The 19276-nt window shown below is 34.8% G+C and carries 19 protein-coding genes; 18 read left to right on the top strand and 1 reads right to left on the bottom strand.

The features are described 5' to 3' along the window. Window positions 1-82 precede the first annotated feature (82 nt). Window positions 83-517 (bottom strand): hypothetical protein, encoded by a 435-nt coding sequence (locus NK356_RS04305; protein WP_253316328.1) that lies wholly within the window; start codon window positions 515-517, stop codon window positions 83-85. 568 nt (window positions 518-1085) lie between these two features. On the opposite strand from NK356_RS04305, the gene NK356_RS04300 reads away from it, so the two are divergent. The 18 genes from NK356_RS04300 to NK356_RS04215 all read left to right on the top strand — a co-directional run bounded on the left by NK356_RS04300 (window position 1086) and on the right by NK356_RS04215 (window position 19258). Further along, window positions 1086-1718 carry a response regulator transcription factor gene (locus NK356_RS04300; protein WP_034694702.1) on the top strand — a complete coding sequence of 211 codons (633 nt, stop codon included), beginning with the start codon at window positions 1086-1088 and terminating at the stop codon, window positions 1716-1718. A gap of 6 nt (window positions 1719-1724) precedes the next feature. Further along, a complete protein-coding gene (locus tag NK356_RS04295; protein ID WP_034694703.1) occupies window positions 1725-2513 on the top strand; it encodes a hypothetical protein in 789 nt (262 codons plus the stop codon). Window positions 2514-3146: 633 nt separating this feature from the next. Further along, window positions 3147-3935: a sensor histidine kinase gene (locus tag NK356_RS04290; RefSeq protein ID WP_253316327.1), complete on the top strand. Its 789-nt coding sequence runs from the start codon at window positions 3147-3149 to the stop codon at window positions 3933-3935. Between the two features lie 71 nt (window positions 3936-4006). Beyond that, the gene (locus NK356_RS04285) at window positions 4007-4336 is read left to right on the top strand and encodes a hypothetical protein (RefSeq protein WP_034694709.1); all 330 of its coding nucleotides are present in this window, start codon (window positions 4007-4009) and stop codon (window positions 4334-4336) included. 27 nt (window positions 4337-4363) lie between these two features. Next, a complete protein-coding gene (locus NK356_RS04280) occupies window positions 4364-4753 on the top strand; it encodes a hypothetical protein (protein ID WP_034694710.1) in 390 nt (129 codons plus the stop codon). Then, entirely contained in the window at window positions 4750-5973 is a 1224-nt protein-coding gene (locus NK356_RS04275) for a hypothetical protein (protein WP_253316326.1), read from the top strand. The genes NK356_RS04280 and NK356_RS04275 overlap by 4 nt, the downstream gene beginning before the upstream one ends. Before the next feature lie 192 nt (window positions 5974-6165). Then, window positions 6166-7458 carry a phosphopyruvate hydratase gene (gene eno / locus NK356_RS04270; RefSeq protein WP_253316325.1) on the top strand — a complete coding sequence of 431 codons (1293 nt, stop codon included), beginning with the start codon at window positions 6166-6168 and terminating at the stop codon, window positions 7456-7458. Window positions 7459-7546: 88 nt separating this feature from the next. After that, a complete protein-coding gene (locus NK356_RS04265) occupies window positions 7547-8833 on the top strand; it encodes a citrate synthase (RefSeq protein WP_034694713.1) in 1287 nt (428 codons plus the stop codon). Between the two features lie 446 nt (window positions 8834-9279). Beyond that, on the top strand, window positions 9280-10341 hold the full coding sequence (locus tag NK356_RS04260) for an AraC family transcriptional regulator (RefSeq protein WP_253316324.1): 1062 nt from the start codon (window positions 9280-9282) through the stop codon (window positions 10339-10341). A gap of 80 nt (window positions 10342-10421) precedes the next feature. Then, window positions 10422-12596, top strand: coding sequence for a TonB-dependent receptor (locus NK356_RS04255; protein ID WP_253316323.1), 2175 nt, complete (start codon window positions 10422-10424; stop codon window positions 12594-12596). Window positions 12597-13084: 488 nt separating this feature from the next. Continuing rightward, window positions 13085-13999: a dimethylarginine dimethylaminohydrolase family protein gene (locus tag NK356_RS04250; RefSeq protein WP_253316322.1), complete on the top strand. Its 915-nt coding sequence runs from the start codon at window positions 13085-13087 to the stop codon at window positions 13997-13999. 107 nt (window positions 14000-14106) lie between these two features. Continuing rightward, window positions 14107-14511, top strand: a complete 405-nt coding sequence (locus NK356_RS04245; protein ID WP_253316321.1) for a four helix bundle protein — start codon at window positions 14107-14109, stop codon at window positions 14509-14511. Window positions 14512-14566: 55 nt separating this feature from the next. After that, window positions 14567-15490 (top strand): citrulline utilization hydrolase CtlX, encoded by a 924-nt coding sequence (gene ctlX, locus NK356_RS04240; RefSeq protein ID WP_034694722.1) that lies wholly within the window; start codon window positions 14567-14569, stop codon window positions 15488-15490. A gap of 20 nt (window positions 15491-15510) precedes the next feature. Continuing rightward, the gene (locus tag NK356_RS04235; RefSeq protein ID WP_253316320.1) at window positions 15511-15870 is read left to right on the top strand and encodes an S-adenosylmethionine decarboxylase family protein; all 360 of its coding nucleotides are present in this window, start codon (window positions 15511-15513) and stop codon (window positions 15868-15870) included. Between the two features lie 3 nt (window positions 15871-15873). Beyond that, on the top strand, window positions 15874-17331 hold the full coding sequence (locus NK356_RS04230) for a DUF4178 domain-containing protein (protein ID WP_253316319.1): 1458 nt from the start codon (window positions 15874-15876) through the stop codon (window positions 17329-17331). After that, window positions 17328-17522, top strand: a complete 195-nt coding sequence (locus NK356_RS04225) for a hypothetical protein (RefSeq protein WP_253316318.1) — start codon at window positions 17328-17330, stop codon at window positions 17520-17522. The genes NK356_RS04230 and NK356_RS04225 overlap by 4 nt, the downstream gene beginning before the upstream one ends. Window positions 17523-17535: 13 nt before the next feature. Further along, window positions 17536-17751 (top strand): DUF350 domain-containing protein, encoded by a 216-nt coding sequence (locus NK356_RS04220; protein ID WP_062673653.1) that lies wholly within the window; start codon window positions 17536-17538, stop codon window positions 17749-17751. Next, window positions 17744-19258, top strand: a complete 1515-nt coding sequence (locus tag NK356_RS04215; RefSeq protein ID WP_034694734.1) for a polyamine aminopropyltransferase — start codon at window positions 17744-17746, stop codon at window positions 19256-19258. Before NK356_RS04220 ends, NK356_RS04215 begins: the two co-directional genes overlap by 8 nt. Window positions 19259-19276 lie beyond the last annotated feature (18 nt).

Below are 19276 nucleotides of genomic sequence, written 5' to 3'. Positions count from 1 at the left end.
TAAAAACCATCCGTTTTCGGATGGTTTTTTTTGTAATACTTATAAAATAAGATGTCCCTCAATATTGAAGGACATTTTTTATTTAGATTTTTGTTCTTTTCAGCTCAATAATATTATTCCCTTGTTCAAGGTGAAGACTATCTCCTTTTACCCTTGCCGTCATATCATCTTTTTTGTAAATCGTTTCATCCCCTTTGGTTTCCGATTTAGGTAATGTGAATGTTTTCTTATTGCTGGTAATGGCTACTGTGCTTTCTTTTGGATCATTTTTAAATACTACTTTTACCAATGTTCCGTCTGTAGCTTTATAAACAAAATCGGTTTTCTCAATTTTCTTTCCGTTAACATCTACAGTCGAAGAACTTTGTGTTACCGAATCTATTTTTCCATTATCGTCTGTAACTACAGTTTCTGAACTGTCTGTTTTGATAACGACTTTGTTTCCGCTTTCACTTTTTTTACAGCTGACTACAGCTAATGCCAACACAGCGCCTAAGGCTAAGATACTTTTTTTCATGATTATATTATTTGATATTCAATATGATTTTATACTTTAATTTTACAAAAATCATGCCTTACAATATGAGAAATTTTAACCATTATTTATACATATTTCTTTTATTTCTCTCTTTGAATACTAGGCTTAGCAAAAAGAAAATTTTGAAATTAAAGAGAGGCAGTTCTTCTTATCAAATGAAAAAACTCCGGAAGATATTGGAATATTACATCTGGTCATCAGCAGGCATTTTACATGTCTGGAATATGGTTTAAGGAAGGTAAGAATCGGATTCAGATCTTTGAGTGAATCAAATTCATAATGCAGTAAGCCGTATTGATCAGTAAATTTTTAATCAGATTGTGAAATAATTGTTAATGTAAGGTGATTTTTTGTTTCTTATTTGTTTTTATTTTTAATTTATTGTGAAATATTTAGTCGTATATTGTTTTTGGAATCAAAAATTGATTAAATTTAGTAAAAACTAAAAGACTGAATCACAACTTCAAAATCAAACATAAATATTACACAAAGGTGTAATTGATTTCAAATTGTTTTCTGTTGAAATTTGCTTCAAACAAACAAAGTCATGAGCATTTCCATAGCCATAGTAGAAGACGAGAAAAACTACAACAATGCGTTGAAGAAGGTCATCGATTATCAGAAGGATATGAAAGTGATTGCTCAGTTCTTTGATGGTAATGATGCCATAACAAATCTACCCGATATTTCTCCTGACGTTGTGATGATGGATATCCAATTACAGGATATGCTCGGAATTGAAGTCATAGAAAAATTACGAAAAGAAATGCCCAATACACAGTTTATCATGTGTACCAGTTTTGATGATGATGAAAAGATTTTTAATTCTTTAAAGGCCGGAGCCATGGGATATCTTGTAAAAGGTGAAAGTATGGATAAGATTCTTTCTTCCATCCGCGATGTATACAACGGCGGTGCACCTATGAGTTTTTCTATTGCAAGAAGGGTATTGAAACATTTCGAGAAAAAACTTCCGGAAATAAAAGGCTTTGATGAACTTACAGAACGCGAAAAGGAAATCCTTGAACTTCTTTCTCAGGGACTTCTCTACAAAGAGATTGCAGACAAAAAATTCATCAGCATTGATACTGTGAAAAAACACGTCGGAAATATCTACAGAAAACTCCACGTAAACAATAAGGTGGAAGCAATCAATAAATTTAATCAATCAAAAAACTAAGAAATCATGGAGAATTTAAATCAAACAAATCAAGAAGTACTTGATGACAATTTATCTTACAGAGAAGGCCCAATCGGGAATAAACTTGAGCAATTAGTTGATGGGTCGGAAATGATGCCTATCAGTGAGATCCTGGCAAAAAGTTTTATTAGTAGTGCCCAAAAAGGCGTTCTGCAATTTATGGAAAATCAAGATGTGAATTTCAATGTTGGAGGTATTTATGCCGTAAAACATTCACTTTTGAAAGATATTTGCGAAATTATGAAAGAAATTAAGGCTACCTATTTAACATTCACTTTCGTACAGATAGATCCCCAGGATTACAGATTAAGACTTACACCGTATTCTGAAAACAGGATGATATATATGGTGGCCTCTTTGCAAACACAAGGTAAAAATACTATTGATGAGAATAATTACTTTATCATTAATGTAAATCAGGAACTTTCCCTCAGTGAGCTAAAAATTTCAAATGGAAGTTTAAAAGGGTTTACAGATTTTTATCTTGACAATGGACATAAAGTATTGACTAATTATTTAGGGCGAAACAATACATGGTATATTAGTTATCATATTGTTGATTTGATAAATACCTTGTCAAAAGATGTTTCTGATACATTTATCATCAACCTTTGCGAGATCAGTGATGTGAAGAAAGTAATTTTTGAAAATAATCTTGGGGATAGATTTCTGGAAGATCAATATAAAAAACACTTTGAAACACACGAAAAACAAATGACACTTGTTTTTAGCACTGAAAAAGGATATTACGATATGGGTTCATTATATCCGTAAAATGCTAATTCAAATAGTATATATTGCAGTACTCTTAGCAGCTACTGTAAAGTCCATAGTTTTAGCTGGAAAGAGAGGTCTTTCCAGCCAAAACTATTTTGCTGTTTTCTTATTCCTTTCACTTTGTCTGGAGCTATATGGACATTATAAAATATTTAATAAAGAATTTGACTTTGCTTATCTGTTTAATTATTACAGCATTTTTCTGATTATATTTTTTAATATATACTATGCTAAAATCTTCCCTCAAAAGCTTAAAGTATTTTTCCGGTGTGTTCTGATAGCCATACTTACATATATTATTCTGTTTGTAAAGTTTTATAGTGAAAACTATGAAAATATATTAGGAATTTTAGTTTGCTTTTATTTTATCATTAATGTGCTGGTTTGGTTTTATATCAGATTAAAAAACTTTGATGAAATAAAAATTATAAACGATCCACATTTTTGGGTTTCCTGTGGATTACTTTTTTGGAGTATTTTCTTTATTTTCAGGTCTATTCCAATGTTTTTCCTTCAAGATAATGATCCGGGACTTTTACAGATTTTAAAAGTTATGCAGTATTGTGTTAATATCATTATGTATGGAATGTTTTATATTGCTTTAAGGAAATTTGAAAATAAAAACACGATATGAAGCAACTTCCGGATACAATAAGATTGGCCTATATTATTGCGGTTATTTTGTTAATAACCTTTGTCATCTTTATTGTTTTAATAGTTGTTCTGTATAATAAAAGACAGCTTTTTTTTATTCAACAGCAACAACTCAAAGAATCCGAACATCAAAACCAGCTTCTTCAGAAAGAACTCGAAAAACAAAAAGTACTGGAGCAGGAACGGGAACGTATCTCCCACGATATGCATGATGATCTGGGAGCAGGAATTTCTGCATTGAAACTTCAGGCAGAATTTCTGAAACAGAAGGCTGAGAATGATGATCTGCAAAGCGATATTGATGAACTTCTGAAAACCTCTGAAGAAATGAATATCTCCATGAGAGAAATGCTATGGAGTCTGAATTCAGGAAATGACACCTTAGGAAGCTTTATCGATTATGCCATCCTTTACACTGGAAACTTTTTGAAAAAAACAAAAATAATGGTGTATTCAGAATGTGAAGATATCATAGCGGAAACAGCTCTCTCTACAGAAATGAGGCGTAATCTTTTTCTCTGCTTAAAAGAGGCTGTCAATAATGTGTACAAACACAGTCAGGCGAATACTGTGAAACTCTCATTCTCGCAGGAAGAAAATAACTTCTTTATGAAAATTACTGATAACGGAAACGGAATTCCCGATGGACAGAAAGAAGGTAATGGCCTTAGAAATATGAAACGAAGAATGAATGAACTATCTGGCGAATGTTCTATCATATCCGAAAACCCTGGAACCTGTCTTGTGTTTAAAATAGCACTATAAATAAATTACCCTTTTGTGTAATTGACTGGTCCGTTTTTTAGAGGGAAATTTGATATATAAAATTAAAAGCCATGAAAACTCTTATTAACGACAGTATTGGAGATTTGGAAGCTGCTTTAAAAAACAACACTGATCTTCAGGAGAAGTTCAAAACCAATCCGATAGAAGCTATTAAAAATGTAGAAATAAAGAACCCGAAAGACACAGACTATTGGATTTACAGAATCATTGTACTTATGCTGGGGTTGGCAGTCATAACCATTATAGCAGGACTTATCCTCATTGCTTACTGGAATGGTGGGGCTGCTAAAGATAATCAGCTGGTCACTATTTTTGCGACCATTTCTTCAGGTGCAATAGGAGCATTAGCCGGACTTTTATCACCTACACCGAGAAAATAAATAATAATAACTTAAAGACTAAATATCATGAAAGCTATAAAATCATCAAAAACCTTAAAATTTGACCTTACAGATAGCCAGGATGTATTTTTAGAAATCACTGTATCATCTACGGGGGCTTGTAGTACGCTAGTTACTATTCCCGGGATAAAAGAATTTGAATATGAAAAAAGAGAGAAAATAGGATTATTTAAAGATCTTAAGGGAAAAACTATTGAAATTAATCATGAGTTTTCTTTTGAAGGTATTCCAAAGAAAAATTTAGATAATGCTATCCAACAAACGCAGATTACTTACTCTGTACTTAATGTAATTGGCCCTTTACAGCCTTTTAAAAAAAGAACAAGCAAAGATTTGGATAGCGAGGAGAGGATTAGTTCTGTAAAATTTATAACCATTGAACATATTACCTTATGAAAAATTATATTTTAATCCTTATTTTCTTTCCTTTGGTCTTTTATGCACAGCAAAAAAAAGATATTAATATTGAGTTGAAAGAATTAGAAATTACAACAGCGCCTTCCGTTGTCCTTTTAGGAGTTTCTCCATCAGAGCTTGAAATTGTTAAATCAAAAAAAGCAATTGTCTTAAGTTTAGTAAATTCATTTAAAAAAAGTGAGGGAATTCCAGACAGTTATGCTTTTGAAGTGACACCATTCTGGCTATTACCATCAAGTAATATGAACTCCTCAAAATATGCTGGATATAGCACAGAGAAAGTTAATGAAAGTGAAGTGAAGCATAAATGGAATATTTTCAGCGAAGTCAAAAAAGCTTCACTTTCATTAGGGTTCGTGAGAGATCTATCATTAGGAACAGGGGATGAAATGAAAAATCCTTCATTTGCATTCAGTGTCAGAAGTACATTGATTAGAGTTCGGACAAAGAAAAATAAAGATTCCATACTTGCTCATGATGCAAGACTGAAAACAGTTTTAAGCAATATTAACAAGGATTGGGTACATTCAAACGAACATAAACTATTAAGTGATTCGTGTGATAAAGCGGGGGTTAAGGATGATGTGCGAGGTGAAATCTTTGAAAAAGGAAAAGCACGCTTCAAAAAGAAATTTGCTGAAAAGTATAAAAGTTCCAAAGAAGCCGACTATTATAGAAATCTTTTAGAAGCTCCACCTCTCATTTCCGCAGATTTTGCAGGAGGTTACAGTACTTTTTTCTCCGATAATAATTTTTCAAATAATCACTTTGGAAAATTAGGATTTTGGTTAACATTCAATACAGGGTTTGATTTTGCAAAAAGTGACGAACCTAATGTAGAAAAAAGGCTTAATTTCTATGGAATAGTAAGATATTTGGATGATGGAACAAATTTAGATGCCAATCAACAGTTTTTAAGAACAAAAAACTATGATATAGGAGGGAAAGCTGAGTTTACCTATAAAAGATTCTCTATTTCCTATGAGTATATCTATAGAATTAATGATATTGATAAAACATTTCGTTCTAGTGGTTTGATTGCCTATAAGGTTTCTGATAAAGTATACATTAATGCTGCCTTCGGGAAGAATTATGGAGAAAAAGATAACCTGATTTCCTTTTTAGGTCTTAATTGGGGACTAGATTCTGAAAAAAAGAGCATTTTTGTAGAGACTCCTAATGAGAAAAAGATTCAATAGCTACATCATAACTTAGAATAAAAACCTTTTTGAGTATTCTCTTCAAAAAGGTTTTTTTATTTCTTTTAAAGTTAGAATTATCATAATATAAATTAACTAAAATTTAACTCGGATTTATCTCAAAAAAATCCCTCGAAATACCCCTAAAAGTTAAATTTTGATTAAATTTGTCTAAACTAAAAAAAATAAAAAATGAGTGCAATTTCTTACATAGAAGCAAGACAGATTTTAGATTCCAGAGGAAATCCTACCATTGAAGTAGATGTATTTACAGAAAGCGGGGCAATGGGCCGTGCAGCTGTACCTTCAGGAGCATCTACAGGAGAACACGAAGCGGTAGAATTACGTGACGGTGGTTCAGAATATCAGGGAAAAGGAGTTCTGAAAGCTGTTGAAAATGTAAAAGAAGTAATTGCAGAGAATTTAGTTGGACAGCCGGTTTTCGAACAAAACTATATCGATCAGATTATGATTGATCTTGACGGAACGCCTAACAAAGGAAATCTTGGAGCTAATGCTATTCTTGGTGTTTCTCTAGCGGTAGCCAGAGCTGCTGCTGCTGAATTGGGAATGCCTCTTTATAAATATGTTGGTGGAGTAAATGCCAATATACTTCCGGTTCCAATGATGAATGTAATCAACGGTGGATCTCACTCAGATGCTCCTATCGCATTCCAGGAATTTATGATCATGCCGGTAAAAGCAGATTCTTTCTCTCACGCTTTGAGAAAAGGAACTGAAATTTTCCACAATTTAAAATCGATCCTTAAAGGAAGAGGTCTTTCTACAGCAGTAGGAGACGAAGGAGGTTTTGCTCCTACTTTCAACGGAACAGAAGATGCTTTGGATACTTTACTTCAGGCGATCGAAAAAGCAGGATACAAGCCTGGTGACGACATTATGTTGGCATTAGACTGTGCGGCTTCAGAATTCTACAAAGACGGAACTTACGATTACAGAAAATTCGAAGGAGACAAAGGTGCTCACAGATCAAGAGAAGAGCAGGTTTCTTACCTTGCAGAATTGGCTGCTAAATATCCGATCATCTCTATCGAAGACGGTATGCAGGAAGATGACTGGGAAGGATGGAAAATGCTTACAGATAAAATCGGTGACAGAGTACAGTTGGTAGGTGACGATTTATTCGTAACAAACGTAGACAGATTATCAAGAGGAGTAAAAGAAGGTATTGCCAACTCCATCCTTGTAAAAGTAAACCAGATTGGTTCTCTTTCTGAAACAATGGCTGCTGTACAAATGGCTCAGAATAACAAATTCACTTCAGTAATGTCTCACAGATCAGGAGAAACTGAAGATTCTACAATTGCTGATTTAGCCGTAGCAATGAACTGTGGACAGATCAAAACAGGTTCAGCTTCAAGATCAGACAGAATGGCAAAATACAACCAGTTATTGAGAATTGAAGAAGCTTTAGGTGAAACTGCAATTTTCCCAGGATTGGAAGCTTTTAAAATCAAAAGATAATTAATCGAATTTATAAATAACGGCAAGCGAAATTTTTAGTTTGCCGTATTTTATGGAAAGTGGTATATTTAAAAAAAATAAATAAATAATGTCAGACAACAAAGTAATATTGAATTACGACGGTAATTCATATGAATATCCAATCGTGGATAGTACTATCGGAGACAGAGGGATTGATATTTCAAAATTAAGAGACCAGACAGGTTTGATCACTCTGGATTTAGGTTACAAAAATACAGGGGCTACTATTAGCGACATCACTTACTTAGACGGAGATAAAGGAGAATTATTCTACAGAGGTTATCCAATCGAGCAGATTGCTGAGAAATCTAACTTCACTGAAGTAATGTATCTTTTATTACATGGAGAATTACCTACTCAGGATCAGTTTACTTCATTCGACAACAACATTAAAAAATATAACTTCATCGCAGACGAAATGAAAAAAATCATTGATGTTTTTCCTCGTTCTGCTCACCCTATGGGAGTTTTATCTTCTATGACGTCTGCTTTGACAGCTTTCAACCCGAAAGCAGTTAATGTAAACTCTAAAGAAGAAATGGATCATGCTGCTGAGCTTATGATCGCTAAGTTCTCTCACCTTTGTGCCTGGACTTACAGAAAAACTCAAGGTTTACCATTAAACCACGGTGATAACAACCTGAACTACGTAGAAAACTTCTACAAAATGGCATTCAGATTACCAAACGCTGATTTCGAAATCGATCCGGTAGTAGTAAATGCTTTAGATAAATTATTAATCCTTCACGCAGATCACGAACAAAACTGTTCTACTTCTACAGTAAGAATGGTAGGTTCTGCTCACACAGGTCTTTTCGCTTCTATCTCTGCTGGGGTATCTGCACTTTGGGGACCACTTCACGGTGGTGCTAACCAGGCAGTAATCGAAATGCTTGAATTGATCGAAAAAGATGGAGGTGACGTATCTAAATATGTTGCTAAAGCTAAAGATAAAGGAGATAGCTTCCGTCTAATGGGATTCGGACACAGAGTTTACAAAAACTTCGACCCAAGAGCGAAAATCATCAAGAAAGCTGCTGATGATATCCTTAAAGCATTAGGTATCCAGGATAAAGCTCTTGACATTGCAATGCAGTTAGAAAGAGTAGCTCTTGAAGACGAGTACTTCGTAGAAAGAAAACTATATCCAAACGTAGACTTCTACTCAGGTATCATCTACAGAGCATTAGGAATTCCTACAGAAATGTTTACCGTAATGTTTGCATTAGGAAGACTTCCAGGATGGATTTCTCAGTGGAAAGAAATGAGACTGAAAGGAGACCCGATCGGAAGACCAAGACAGGTTTACCAAGGTGCTCAGGAAAGAAACTACATCGACATCGCAAGCAGATAATATTTGCTTATACCATAAAAGAATCCCAAAGCTTGCTTTGGGATTCTTTGTTTTTAATGATTAGGAGCTATTTCCCGCTATCCACTCATACTCCTCACTCCTCCGCATTTCCGGCGCATGTTGCGGGGTAACCGTTTCTATCGGGGCTAGGATATAATCAATATCAATAGAAAAGGGCTTTAGCCCGTTACCCAATAGACAAAACTTCCATTGGCTTTAGCCCAAACCTAGAATCTCCCATATTAATTTTCAAGAAAACATCAATCTATCTGGAATTCAATCCAATAATTTATTAAATTTACTTTTGCATAATATAAGTTTCGGTTAAAACCAAATGATTGTTTTTTTTGATTAAACGGACTAAAGTCCGTTTCTATTGATCAGGAATTTGTGCTTTTGTGCGAATTATTTATGCAATTTGTATTTAAAATTAAAGCTAACAAATCATGACTTTCGGAGAACAGATGTTATTTTTCTTCAGTGCAGTAGGAGCATTCAACGGACTTTTGCTGGGCATTTATCTGCTGTTTGTTAAAAAACTGAAATACCTTCCCGATTTTTTCCTTGGAATTCTTCTCTTAATGCTAAGCTCAAGAGTAGCGATTTCTGTATGCTTTTATTTTTATCCCGATTTACCCAGAATTATCGCACATTTAGGGCTTTCAGCCTTATTTTTTACCGGGCCGGCTTTATATTATTATGTGAAATCTTCCTTCCGGCAGGATCAGTTTGATTGGAAGAGCTGTAAGAAATGGTTTGGAATACTAACCCTTATTTTAGGGGTTGTAGGTTTATTATATCTGGTATTTCCTATTACGTGGGATCACTATTTTGCTACTTTTATCTATACCGTTTGGTCTGTATTTATATTTCTTACGGTCTATCAGTATTTTATTTTACTTAAACAGAATCATAAAAGTCCGAACAATTTTGTACTTCCGATTCTGGTCAGCAATGTGATTATATTTTTGAGCTATCAGCTTATTTCGACAGGCTGGTTACAAATCTATTGTGCAGGAGGAAGTCTTGTGTTCTCGTTCGTGCTTTATGCCAATTTTTTAATTTTATTTAATAAAAAATACCAGCAGCTTCCGTCAAAAGAAACAGAAAAATATTCCAATAAAAAGATTTCCGGAGAACAGGCGGATAGTTTTGTATCGAAACTGGAAAGATTAATGGATACAGAAGAGCTTTATAAAAATCCGAATTTAAAATTGAGTGATCTGGCTTCAAGAATGAATATGTCTGCACATCAGCTTTCTCAATTGCTGAATGATAATCTGGGGAAAAGTTTTGCTACCTGCATCAATGAATACCGAATCAATGATGCCTGTGAAAAAATAGAAAATGGCTCTTATCTGAAAATTGAAGAGATAGGATATGAAGTTGGATTCAATTCCAAATCAACTTTCTTTTCCACATTTAAGAAAATAAAAAATACAACACCTCTTTTGTATAAACAATCTCAAACCATTACTGAGCCTAGGTTTCAGAGTTCAAATTTATAATTCAGTACTGCGGAATTTCAATTTCAAAACCGTATTGCTACCACAAGCCGATACTTTTGATTTCATAAAATTTAAAATTTATGATCATCAAATTATGGCTTTTACTGCTTATGCTATTTTTATCATTTTTTGGTAAAGCGCAAAAAAAGGTAAATGGAAAAGTTCCAGATTCTCTGGCTGAGGTAAAATCTTCCACAACGAATATTTCAGAAGTCATCATTCAATCCGCACCTCGAAAGATGAAATTGAATGAAGGCAATCTTGTACTATCTGTTGCCGGAAATAAAGATTTTAAAACGTCTACTCATCTTCTCGATGTCCTGAGAAAAACTCCTGGGGTTACCGTAGATCAGGAAGACGGAATTTTTATCGGCGGTAGGATTACTCCAGCTGTTCTTATTGATGGAAAACCTGTGGTGATGAGTAACCAGGAATTGCAGGCTTATTTACGGTCTTTATCCCCTGAAATGGTAGAATCTATAGAGGTAAATACCAATCCGTCTTCGAAATATGATGCAGAATTTAAAGGAATTATTGATATTAAGCTAAAAAAGAATATAAATCTCGGCTGGAAAGCTGCCTATAATGGAAATATATATATCAATAAATTCAACTATCGGGAAAATGCACTCAATGTATCTTATCATAAAGGAAAAGTAACGTACAGTGTTCAGGCTGGCTATAATGAAGGCGTTTCAACCTATCGTTATCATGCTTTACAGCATTTGGCGAATACTAATATTATGCGTACTCAGACGTATCAGGAAGACTTGGGAAAAGTGTACAGTCTGCAAGCCGGAATTGATTTCAGGCTGAATGATAAAAACAGGTTGGGTATCAATCTGAGAGGAAACTTCCGGAATAACAACCGTGCACGCAACGGATCACTGTATACAACAGATAAAAATGAAACTCAATTGGTACTGAATACAACCAGCGAAAACCCTACAGATTATTCACAGGATAACTATGGGATTACAACGGATTATTCTTTTCAGGACAAAGGATTTAAACTGAGTTTTTTAGGAAACTATCTTTCAGTTAAAAATAAACAGAATGATGATTTTATCAATAGAGATAAAGGTACATCGAAAGTACTGTCGTATTGGAAATCTGACCTGATTAATAAAATTACCATTTATACTGCGCAAATAGATGCTTCCCAAAAAATAAATAATGCCAATATTGAAGCAGGTGTGAAATACAGTCATTCTGATACCCATAATAATATCCGGTATGATACATTATCTGTGGGAAATCAGTTTGTATTTGACTCTACACGAAGTAATATATTCTCTTATAAAGAAAAAATATGGGCAGGTTATCTGGCTTATAAACAGAAAATAGGGGATTTTCAAATCAATGCAGGATTAAGATTTGAAAACACAAACAGTATTTCCAACGCTATTACCATGGATTCTGTTGTTTCCAGAAATTATCTGAAATGGCTGCCTTCTTTAAATGCAAGTTATACTTTTAATACATCCAGTGAATTTTCCCTTTCTTACAGCAGAAGAATCACCAGACCGGTTTTCTCTCAACTCAATCCCTTCAGGTTTTATTTCAGTCCGCTAAATTACTGGATTGGGAATCCTTATTTATTACCTTCCTTTACCAGTCAGATCAAAGTAACGTATCGATATAAAAACTGGATCACAAGCTTTACTGTCGGGAAAGAAAAAGATGTGATGACCCGCTATCCTCTTTATAATCCGGAAACCAATGTTCTGGAGTATTTAGGAACGAATCTTCCCTATCGGAATTTTGCTATTCTGGAGACCAGCTTTCCGGTCAGAATTACAAAATGGTGGAATATCACCAGCCAGATTGCAGGATATTACAATTATGAATTCAGACCCTATCTGGATGAGGTCTTTGCGTTGAATATTTATAATTATGAAATAAGATTGAATCAGGTATTTTCTCTTCCAAAAGGAATTACACTCAATCTATTCGGTAGTTATGAATCCAAAACTGGAAATAGCCTTTACATCATTCAACCAAGATATACCATAGATGTATCAATTCAGAAGTCATGGTTTGATAATAAATTGAACACGAAGATTGGTTTTAATAATCTATTGGATTCATACGAGCAGAGACTGGAATTCCGACATAAACAGATTATGGATAACCGTTTTACCCATTGGTGGGATAGCAGTAGGTTGATATTTTCACTCAGTTATACAATGGGAAGCTCAAAATATCAGGTCAAAGAAACCCAAAAGACAGAAGAAGAAAACAGAGCGAGATAAGAAAACCTGCTTTTTTAAGCAGGTTTTCGTTTTTTATTATGGGCATACACAATTACCACATGTCCAGATGGTGCAATTGCCTTCAGCATCCCACTCGCAGCAGTATCTTGGTCTTATTGCGATTCCGCCTATTACTGATTTTTGTTGCTCTCTTCCTAGTTTTTGTGCATGTTTCAGCACTTTAATGTTCTTGTTCATGACTTTGATTTTTGGTGTTAATAGTTAAGTTTTATGATCTATAATTTCGCGAAAATTATATCACTAATATAGGAAATTAAATAATATAATTATCTGTTTTTTTGTTCTTATGTAGATGGAAAATAGTAAGTTGTAGATGTTTTTGGGACTATTCACTGCAGTTAGCCAAACAGACAAGGAAATTTTGTTGAAGAGGGTTGATTTTAGAGATCAAATTTAATACATAAAATAATCCAAAAGTTTTATAGATAGAGACCTTTACTTATATTTGTAGTATTGCATAAATCTTTATGAGACTAAATATTAAAAACGAAACGGGTAGGCTGAAGTCAGTAGTTCTAGGCCAACCTAATTCATTGGGACCAGTTCCCACACTAGAGGAAAGTTATGACGCAAAGTCATATTACTCAATCGAACACAACATTTATCCTAAAGAAGAGGATATTATCAATGAAATGAACGCTTTTGAAGCGGTTTTAAAAAAGTATGACGTTGAAGTTTTGCGTCCTAGTATCATCCAAGACTACAATCAGGTTTTTTCGAGAGATGTAGCCTTTGTTATTGATGATAAAATGATCATTTCCAATGTGATTGCAGACAGAGCAGATGAGCAGGAAGCCTACAAAAGTGTTTTTGAAAAAGTAGCATGGAGAAAAATTATTAATCTTCCCGAAACCGCACATATTGAAGGAGGAGATGTAATCGTATGGAATGACTTTATCTTCATCGGAACCTGTTTCAGTGAAGATTACAGAAACTATAAAACGGCAAGAACCAACGAGTATGCCATTGAAATCCTGAAAGAATATTTTCCAAAGAAAAGAATCATCGATCTGGAATTGAAGAAAAATGATAAAGTTCCGTTTGAAGGAATTCTACATTTGGACTGCACATTTAATCCCGTAGGAGAAGACAAATGTATCATTTATAAAAACGGATTCGTAGACGAAAGTGATTACCGTTTAATCCTTGATATTTTCGGAGAAGAAAACTGTTTCCATATCAATGATGAAGAAATGTTTGAAATGTTCCCGAATATTTTCTCTATTTCTCCTGATGTAGTGGTTTCAGACAAAGCATTCACAAGAATGAATGACCATTTGAGAAACGAGTGGGGAATGACTGTTGAAGAAATTCCTTACAGAGAAATATCTAAAATGGGTGGTTTGTTGAGATGTTCTACAATGCCGCTTGTGAGAGAATAATGGAATGGGATAGTTTTAGTGTTTGAGAGCGGAAGAGTTTTAGAGTCTGAGCGTTAGAGTGTTGGTGAGTTTGAATATTTTTTTAATTTTAAAAAAAATATTTGGGTATGTCGACAATTAAATTTCATCAAGACTTAAAAGTTTATCAACAATCATTTGAAACAGCACAGTTGATTTATGAACTCTCAAAATTTTTTCCTAAAGAAGAGCTTTATTCACTTACAGATCAGATCGGAAGATCATCAAGATCGGTAACAGCAATTAGTGAGGCTTGGGGCAAAAGAAAATATGAAAAATCCTTCATCGCTAAGCTTACAGATTCAGAGGGTGAAGCAAGAGAAACCCAAACATGGCTCCAGTTTGTCTTTGCTTGCCATTATATGAATGAAGAGCAATACAATAATTTGCACAACAAGTATAACCAAATAATAGGGATGTTAGTTAATATGATGAGCCAGTCAGAAAAGTGGTGCTCATTTTCTTCGGCAAATAAAGGAGAGAATAATTTGTAAAACGCTGTTCAGACACTCAAACTCTAATACACTAACACCCTCAAACTTATAAAAAATGCAAACAACAGATACAGTATTAATGATAGAGCCGATTGCATTCGGTTACAACGCTGAAACAGCGAAAAATAATTATTTCCAGGTAGAACAGACAGGTTCTGATATCCAGTCAAAAGCTTTGGCTGAGTTCAATACTTTTGTCGGAAAACTGAGAGAAAGAGGAATCAATGTGATTACCATAAAAGATACTTTAGACCCTCATACTCCGGATTCTATTTTCCCGAATAACTGGGTAAGTTTTCATAAAGACGGAAAAGTAGTTTTATATCCGATGTTCGCATCCAACAGAAGAGTGGAAAGAAGAGATGATATTATTGAAAGTATCCAGGAACAGGGATTTGAAGTAGTTGAGGTGGATGACTGGTCTTTTTCTGAAACTCAGGGACATTTCCTGGAAGGAACAGGAAGCATGATTTTTGATCATGACAATAAAATTGCATATGGTTCTGTTTCTTTGAGACTGGATGAAAAACTGTTCAGAGAATTCTGTACAAAATACGGATTTACTCCTGTTGTTTTCCATTCATTCCAGACGGTAGGAACGGAAAGACTTCCAATCTATCACACCAATGTAATGATGTGTGTGGCGGATAAGTTTGTTGTAATCTGTCTTGACTGTATCGATGATGAGCTGGAAAGAGAAAAAGTAACAGAAACGATTAAAGGTTCAGGAAAAGAAATCATCGAAATTTCTGAAGAACAGATGCAGCAGTTTGCAGGAAATATGCTTCAGGTTCAGAACAAAGAAGGCGAGAAGTTTCTGGTAATGAGCCAGACAGCTTATCAGTCTTTATCTTCAGAACAGGTAGCTGCTATTGAAAAATACTGCGAAATTATTTATTCAGACCTGAATACCATTGAAGTAAATGGTGGAGGAAGCGCAAGATGTATGCTTGCTGAGGTTTTTCTTCCAAAAAAATAATATATTTACGAAAAAATTAATTGAACCCATTATCAAGTAAAGGTTTACATATTCTTCTGACTTTGGAAACAGAGTCAGAAGATTTGTTATTAGACAGCAAAGGTTTTCTGACGTTTACAGAAGAGATTCTGAAAACAAAGGATGTAGAAATTGTAGGAGTTACCAATCATATTTTTGAAAATGAGAGTTTTACTTCCGCAGTAATCCTGAAAGAGTCTCACCTTTGTATCCACACGTGGCCGGAATTTAAACAGCTTACTTTTGATGTTTTTCTTTGTAATTATACACAGGATAATACCACAAAAGTAGAGCAGATTGCAGATGATGTGGTTCAGTATTTTAAAGCTAATACCATTCAGAAACACAAAATTTACAGATAAAAAATGCATTATGTCTGCCCAGCATGCGAATCAGAAAATAAATTAGACCTCACTTTTCCTATTGAAGAATACGTTTGTATCACCTGCTCTCATCTCATTGATGTAGCCGGAAATAAAAAGATTAAACATTTGAAAGTACCGACAGAAAACGTTGTCTTGGACGTCGGACAGAAAGGAAAAATTGAAGGTGTAGAGTATACCGTTGTATCAATTGTTGTCAGAAAATACGGAAACAGTATTTTCTGGCGGGAATATTCTTTAAAAGACAGCAAAGGAAATGATGCTTTCCTGAGTGAGAGCGATGGGCATTGGGTTTTCCTGATCTCAATACATCCTGATGATTTTAAAGGTAAAGATTCAAAATTACCAACCTATCTTGGGAGAACTTACCGCTGGTATGAAAACACTCCATGTACTATCGATGCAGCAACAGGTTTTTTTGATGAACACCTGGATTTCAGCATTGCTACCTACAAAGAATATGTCAACGGAACCCGTATGATCTCTCAGGAAAAGACCGCTAAGAAAAGCCAGTATTTTTATGGAGTTCACATTTCAAAGCATGATGTAAAAAGAGCTTTTAAAATAGCTCACATGCCTTATTATACAGGAGTGGGGATCGTTCAGCCTTATTATTTTGATATCAAACAGATGGTCAACATCTTTTGTGTGGCTGCATTAATGATATGTCTGCTTCAGTTGTATGTTTATACTTCGAGAACCAACGAAACCGTTTTTGCGGAGACCATCAATTTTGCAGATGTACAGGACAAGGAAATGGTGAGCAAAAGTTTTACCCTTTCAGGAGGTTCAGCACCATTAAAGGTGAATGTATTTTCAGGTGTTGATAATTCCTGGGCAAATATCCAGCTGAGTCTTGTGAATGAAAAAACCAATGAAATCATCTATACCTCCAAAGATATCGAACAGTATCATGGTTACGAAGATGGAGAAAGTTGGTCTGAGGGAAGTCAGTCCGAAGAATTTAATCTGTGCGGAGTAAGCTCCGGACAATATCACTTTCTTATTTCTGCAGAGAAAGAAGGAGCTTTGCCAACATTTTCCAACCTTCAGTCTCCAGATTCAAAGGTGATGATATCACGGGATAAATCAGGAACTATAGAAATCACTGATCTGTTTAAGGCTCAAACTACAGCCTTTACAGACGGAAAGACTTTAGAAAAAGATACAACAGAATTGGGTAAACTGGTAAAAGCATCGTTCGGAACGTCAAAAATAGATTCTCTGATCAATGCTGAAGCACCTAAACTTACTACAGATCCCATTTCAAGCAATACTTATGTACAACTCAAGGCAACCTGGCTTCCCGTTTCATTCTGGAATTTTGGATTCATTTTATTCATAATGATTGCACTCTTTGTAGCGATGTGGATAGGAAGACATTTCTTTAATGTGAATAAATGGAAGAATAGTTCAAACACCCCATACGCCACATCATGATAACTAATATTTTACAATACATAAGACAAAACTGGATGCTCTGCCTGATTGGAGGGCTTTTCATGACCTGGTTTGTATATCTTACCTATCAGGGAAGTCAGGTCTGCGACTGTGCGAAAACGGAAACATACCGGGACGGAACCACAAGAAGTCATTCCAGAGTAGGATTCTACAGATACTATCACAAATAAAAATATAAAAACTATGGACAACATCAATTTCTTACCAATACTAAACTCGGTTCTTTATTCATTTTTAGGAATCGCTATTTTGCTGGTGTGCTATTTCGTTATTGAAAAGCTTACTCCGGAAAAAACATGGCACGAGATCGCTCAGAATAAAAATATAGCATTAGCTATTGTTTTCGGAGCATTTATCATCGGAATTTCAATGATTATAAGCGCAGCAATTCATGGATAAGAAGAGGATTCCTCTTGAGCTGCTTTTATTGTTTTCAGTATTCGTCATTGCTACATGTGGATTGATTTATGAGCTGGTGGCCGGAGCCCTGGCGAGCTATCTTTTAGGAGACTCTGTAAAGCAGTTTTCTTTCATTATCGGGGTATACCTCTTTTCAATGGGTGTAGGTTCCTATCTTGCGAAATTCATCAAAGGAAATCTTATTGATAAATTCATTGAGATCGAAATCCTGGTAGGAATCGTAGGCGGAATCAGCTCTGTAGTGCTGTTTATTCTGTTTAATACACTCGCACACTTTGAAAGCGTTTTATATCTTTTTGTCTTTTTCACGGGCTGTCTTGTAGGAGTGGAAATTCCGCTTCTGATGAATATTCTGAAAGACCGAGTAAAGTTTAAAGATTTAGTTTCAAATGTCTTTGCATTCGATTATATCGGAGCTTTACTGGCATCAATTCTTTTTCCATTGGTGTTGATTCCAAAGTTAGGAATCGTCAAAACACCTTTGTTTTTCGGATTGATCAATATTTCTATTGCGATATTCCTGTGCTATTATCTTACGAAAGAATTATCAAAACCGTTATCGTTAAAAGTAAAATCTATTGCAGCATTTGCATTTCTGTTAGGCCTTTTCTTTTTCTCGGATACGATTTTGTCTTATTCTGAAGAAAAGCTATATGGCGAAAATGTGGTTTATACCAAAAGTTCACCCTATCAAAGAATTGTTTTAACGAGAAATACACATGAGTTCCGTTTATATTTAAATAACAACTTACAGTTTTCATCCACCGATGAATACCGTTATCATGAAGCTTTAGTACATCCGGCGATGTCTATGGCAAAAAACATTGATAACGTTCTGATTCTTGGAGGTGGTGATGGTTTTGCAGCCAGAGAAGTATTGAAATACAAAGACGTTAAAAAAGTGACACTCGTAGATTTGGACGGTGAAATGACTCAGTTTTTCAAGACGAATGAAACCATGCGCAGGTTAAACCAAAATTCGTTTTCCAATCCGAAAGTAGAAATCATCAATAAAGATGCTTACATTTGGGTAAAAGACAGCAAAAAGAAATTTGACGTCATTATCATAGACTTTCCGGATCCGTCCAATTACAGCTTAGGAAAACTCTATTCCCTGCAGTTTTATAAAGAACTGGAGAAGCTGACCACACTTGATACCAAAATCGTGGTTCAGACCACTTCTCCTTATTTTGCTCCGAAATCTTTCTGGTGTATTGAGAAAACAATCAATCAGATTTTTCCTTTCACAGCAGCATATCACACCTATGTTCCGTCCTTTGGAGAATGGGGATTTTCTATGGCTTCCTTTGAGCCCATCAACAACAGAGTTTACAGAAAGCTTCCCGGCTTAAAATATTATGATTATAACTTTTCACAGATGTCTTATTTTAATAAAGATATGAAAGTGAAAGATGTAGAAGTTAACCGTCTGGATAACCAGATATTAGTCCGTTATTTCGATGAAGAGTGGGGGAAAGTACAGTAGAAAGGATTTTCTTAAAAC

Origin of the sequence: Chryseobacterium sp. S0630, assembly GCF_024158915.1 — a bacterium.
Lineage (GTDB): Bacteria > Bacteroidota > Bacteroidia > Flavobacteriales > Weeksellaceae > Chryseobacterium.
This window is presented reverse-complemented; position numbering and strand designations above follow the sequence as displayed.

What these genes read in the sequence shown, in the direction of transcription:
- NK356_RS04305 (WP_253316328.1), bottom strand. Translation starts at nt 517, where the DNA reads ATGAAAAAAAGTATCTTAGCCTTAGGCGCTGTGTTGGCATTAGCTGTA.
- NK356_RS04300 (WP_034694702.1), top strand. Translation starts at nt 1,086, where the DNA reads ATGAGCATTTCCATAGCCATAGTAGAAGACGAGAAAAACTACAACAAT.
- NK356_RS04295 (WP_034694703.1), top strand. Translation starts at nt 1,725, where the DNA reads ATGGAGAATTTAAATCAAACAAATCAAGAAGTACTTGATGACAATTTA.
- NK356_RS04290 (WP_253316327.1), top strand. Translation starts at nt 3,147, where the DNA reads ATGAAGCAACTTCCGGATACAATAAGATTGGCCTATATTATTGCGGTT.
- NK356_RS04285 (WP_034694709.1), top strand. Translation starts at nt 4,007, where the DNA reads ATGAAAACTCTTATTAACGACAGTATTGGAGATTTGGAAGCTGCTTTA.
- NK356_RS04280 (WP_034694710.1), top strand. Translation starts at nt 4,364, where the DNA reads ATGAAAGCTATAAAATCATCAAAAACCTTAAAATTTGACCTTACAGAT.
- NK356_RS04275 (WP_253316326.1), top strand. Translation starts at nt 4,750, where the DNA reads ATGAAAAATTATATTTTAATCCTTATTTTCTTTCCTTTGGTCTTTTAT.
- eno (WP_253316325.1), top strand. Translation starts at nt 6,166, where the DNA reads ATGAGTGCAATTTCTTACATAGAAGCAAGACAGATTTTAGATTCCAGA.
- NK356_RS04265 (WP_034694713.1), top strand. Translation starts at nt 7,547, where the DNA reads ATGTCAGACAACAAAGTAATATTGAATTACGACGGTAATTCATATGAA.
- NK356_RS04260 (WP_253316324.1), top strand. Translation starts at nt 9,280, where the DNA reads ATGACTTTCGGAGAACAGATGTTATTTTTCTTCAGTGCAGTAGGAGCA.
- NK356_RS04255 (WP_253316323.1), top strand. Translation starts at nt 10,422, where the DNA reads ATGATCATCAAATTATGGCTTTTACTGCTTATGCTATTTTTATCATTT.
- NK356_RS04250 (WP_253316322.1), top strand. Translation starts at nt 13,085, where the DNA reads ATGAGACTAAATATTAAAAACGAAACGGGTAGGCTGAAGTCAGTAGTT.
- NK356_RS04245 (WP_253316321.1), top strand. Translation starts at nt 14,107, where the DNA reads ATGTCGACAATTAAATTTCATCAAGACTTAAAAGTTTATCAACAATCA.
- ctlX (WP_034694722.1), top strand. Translation starts at nt 14,567, where the DNA reads ATGCAAACAACAGATACAGTATTAATGATAGAGCCGATTGCATTCGGT.
- NK356_RS04230 (WP_253316319.1), top strand. Translation starts at nt 15,874, where the DNA reads ATGCATTATGTCTGCCCAGCATGCGAATCAGAAAATAAATTAGACCTC.
- NK356_RS04225 (WP_253316318.1), top strand. Translation starts at nt 17,328, where the DNA reads ATGATAACTAATATTTTACAATACATAAGACAAAACTGGATGCTCTGC.
- NK356_RS04220 (WP_062673653.1), top strand. Translation starts at nt 17,536, where the DNA reads ATGGACAACATCAATTTCTTACCAATACTAAACTCGGTTCTTTATTCA.
- NK356_RS04215 (WP_034694734.1), top strand. Translation starts at nt 17,744, where the DNA reads ATGGATAAGAAGAGGATTCCTCTTGAGCTGCTTTTATTGTTTTCAGTA.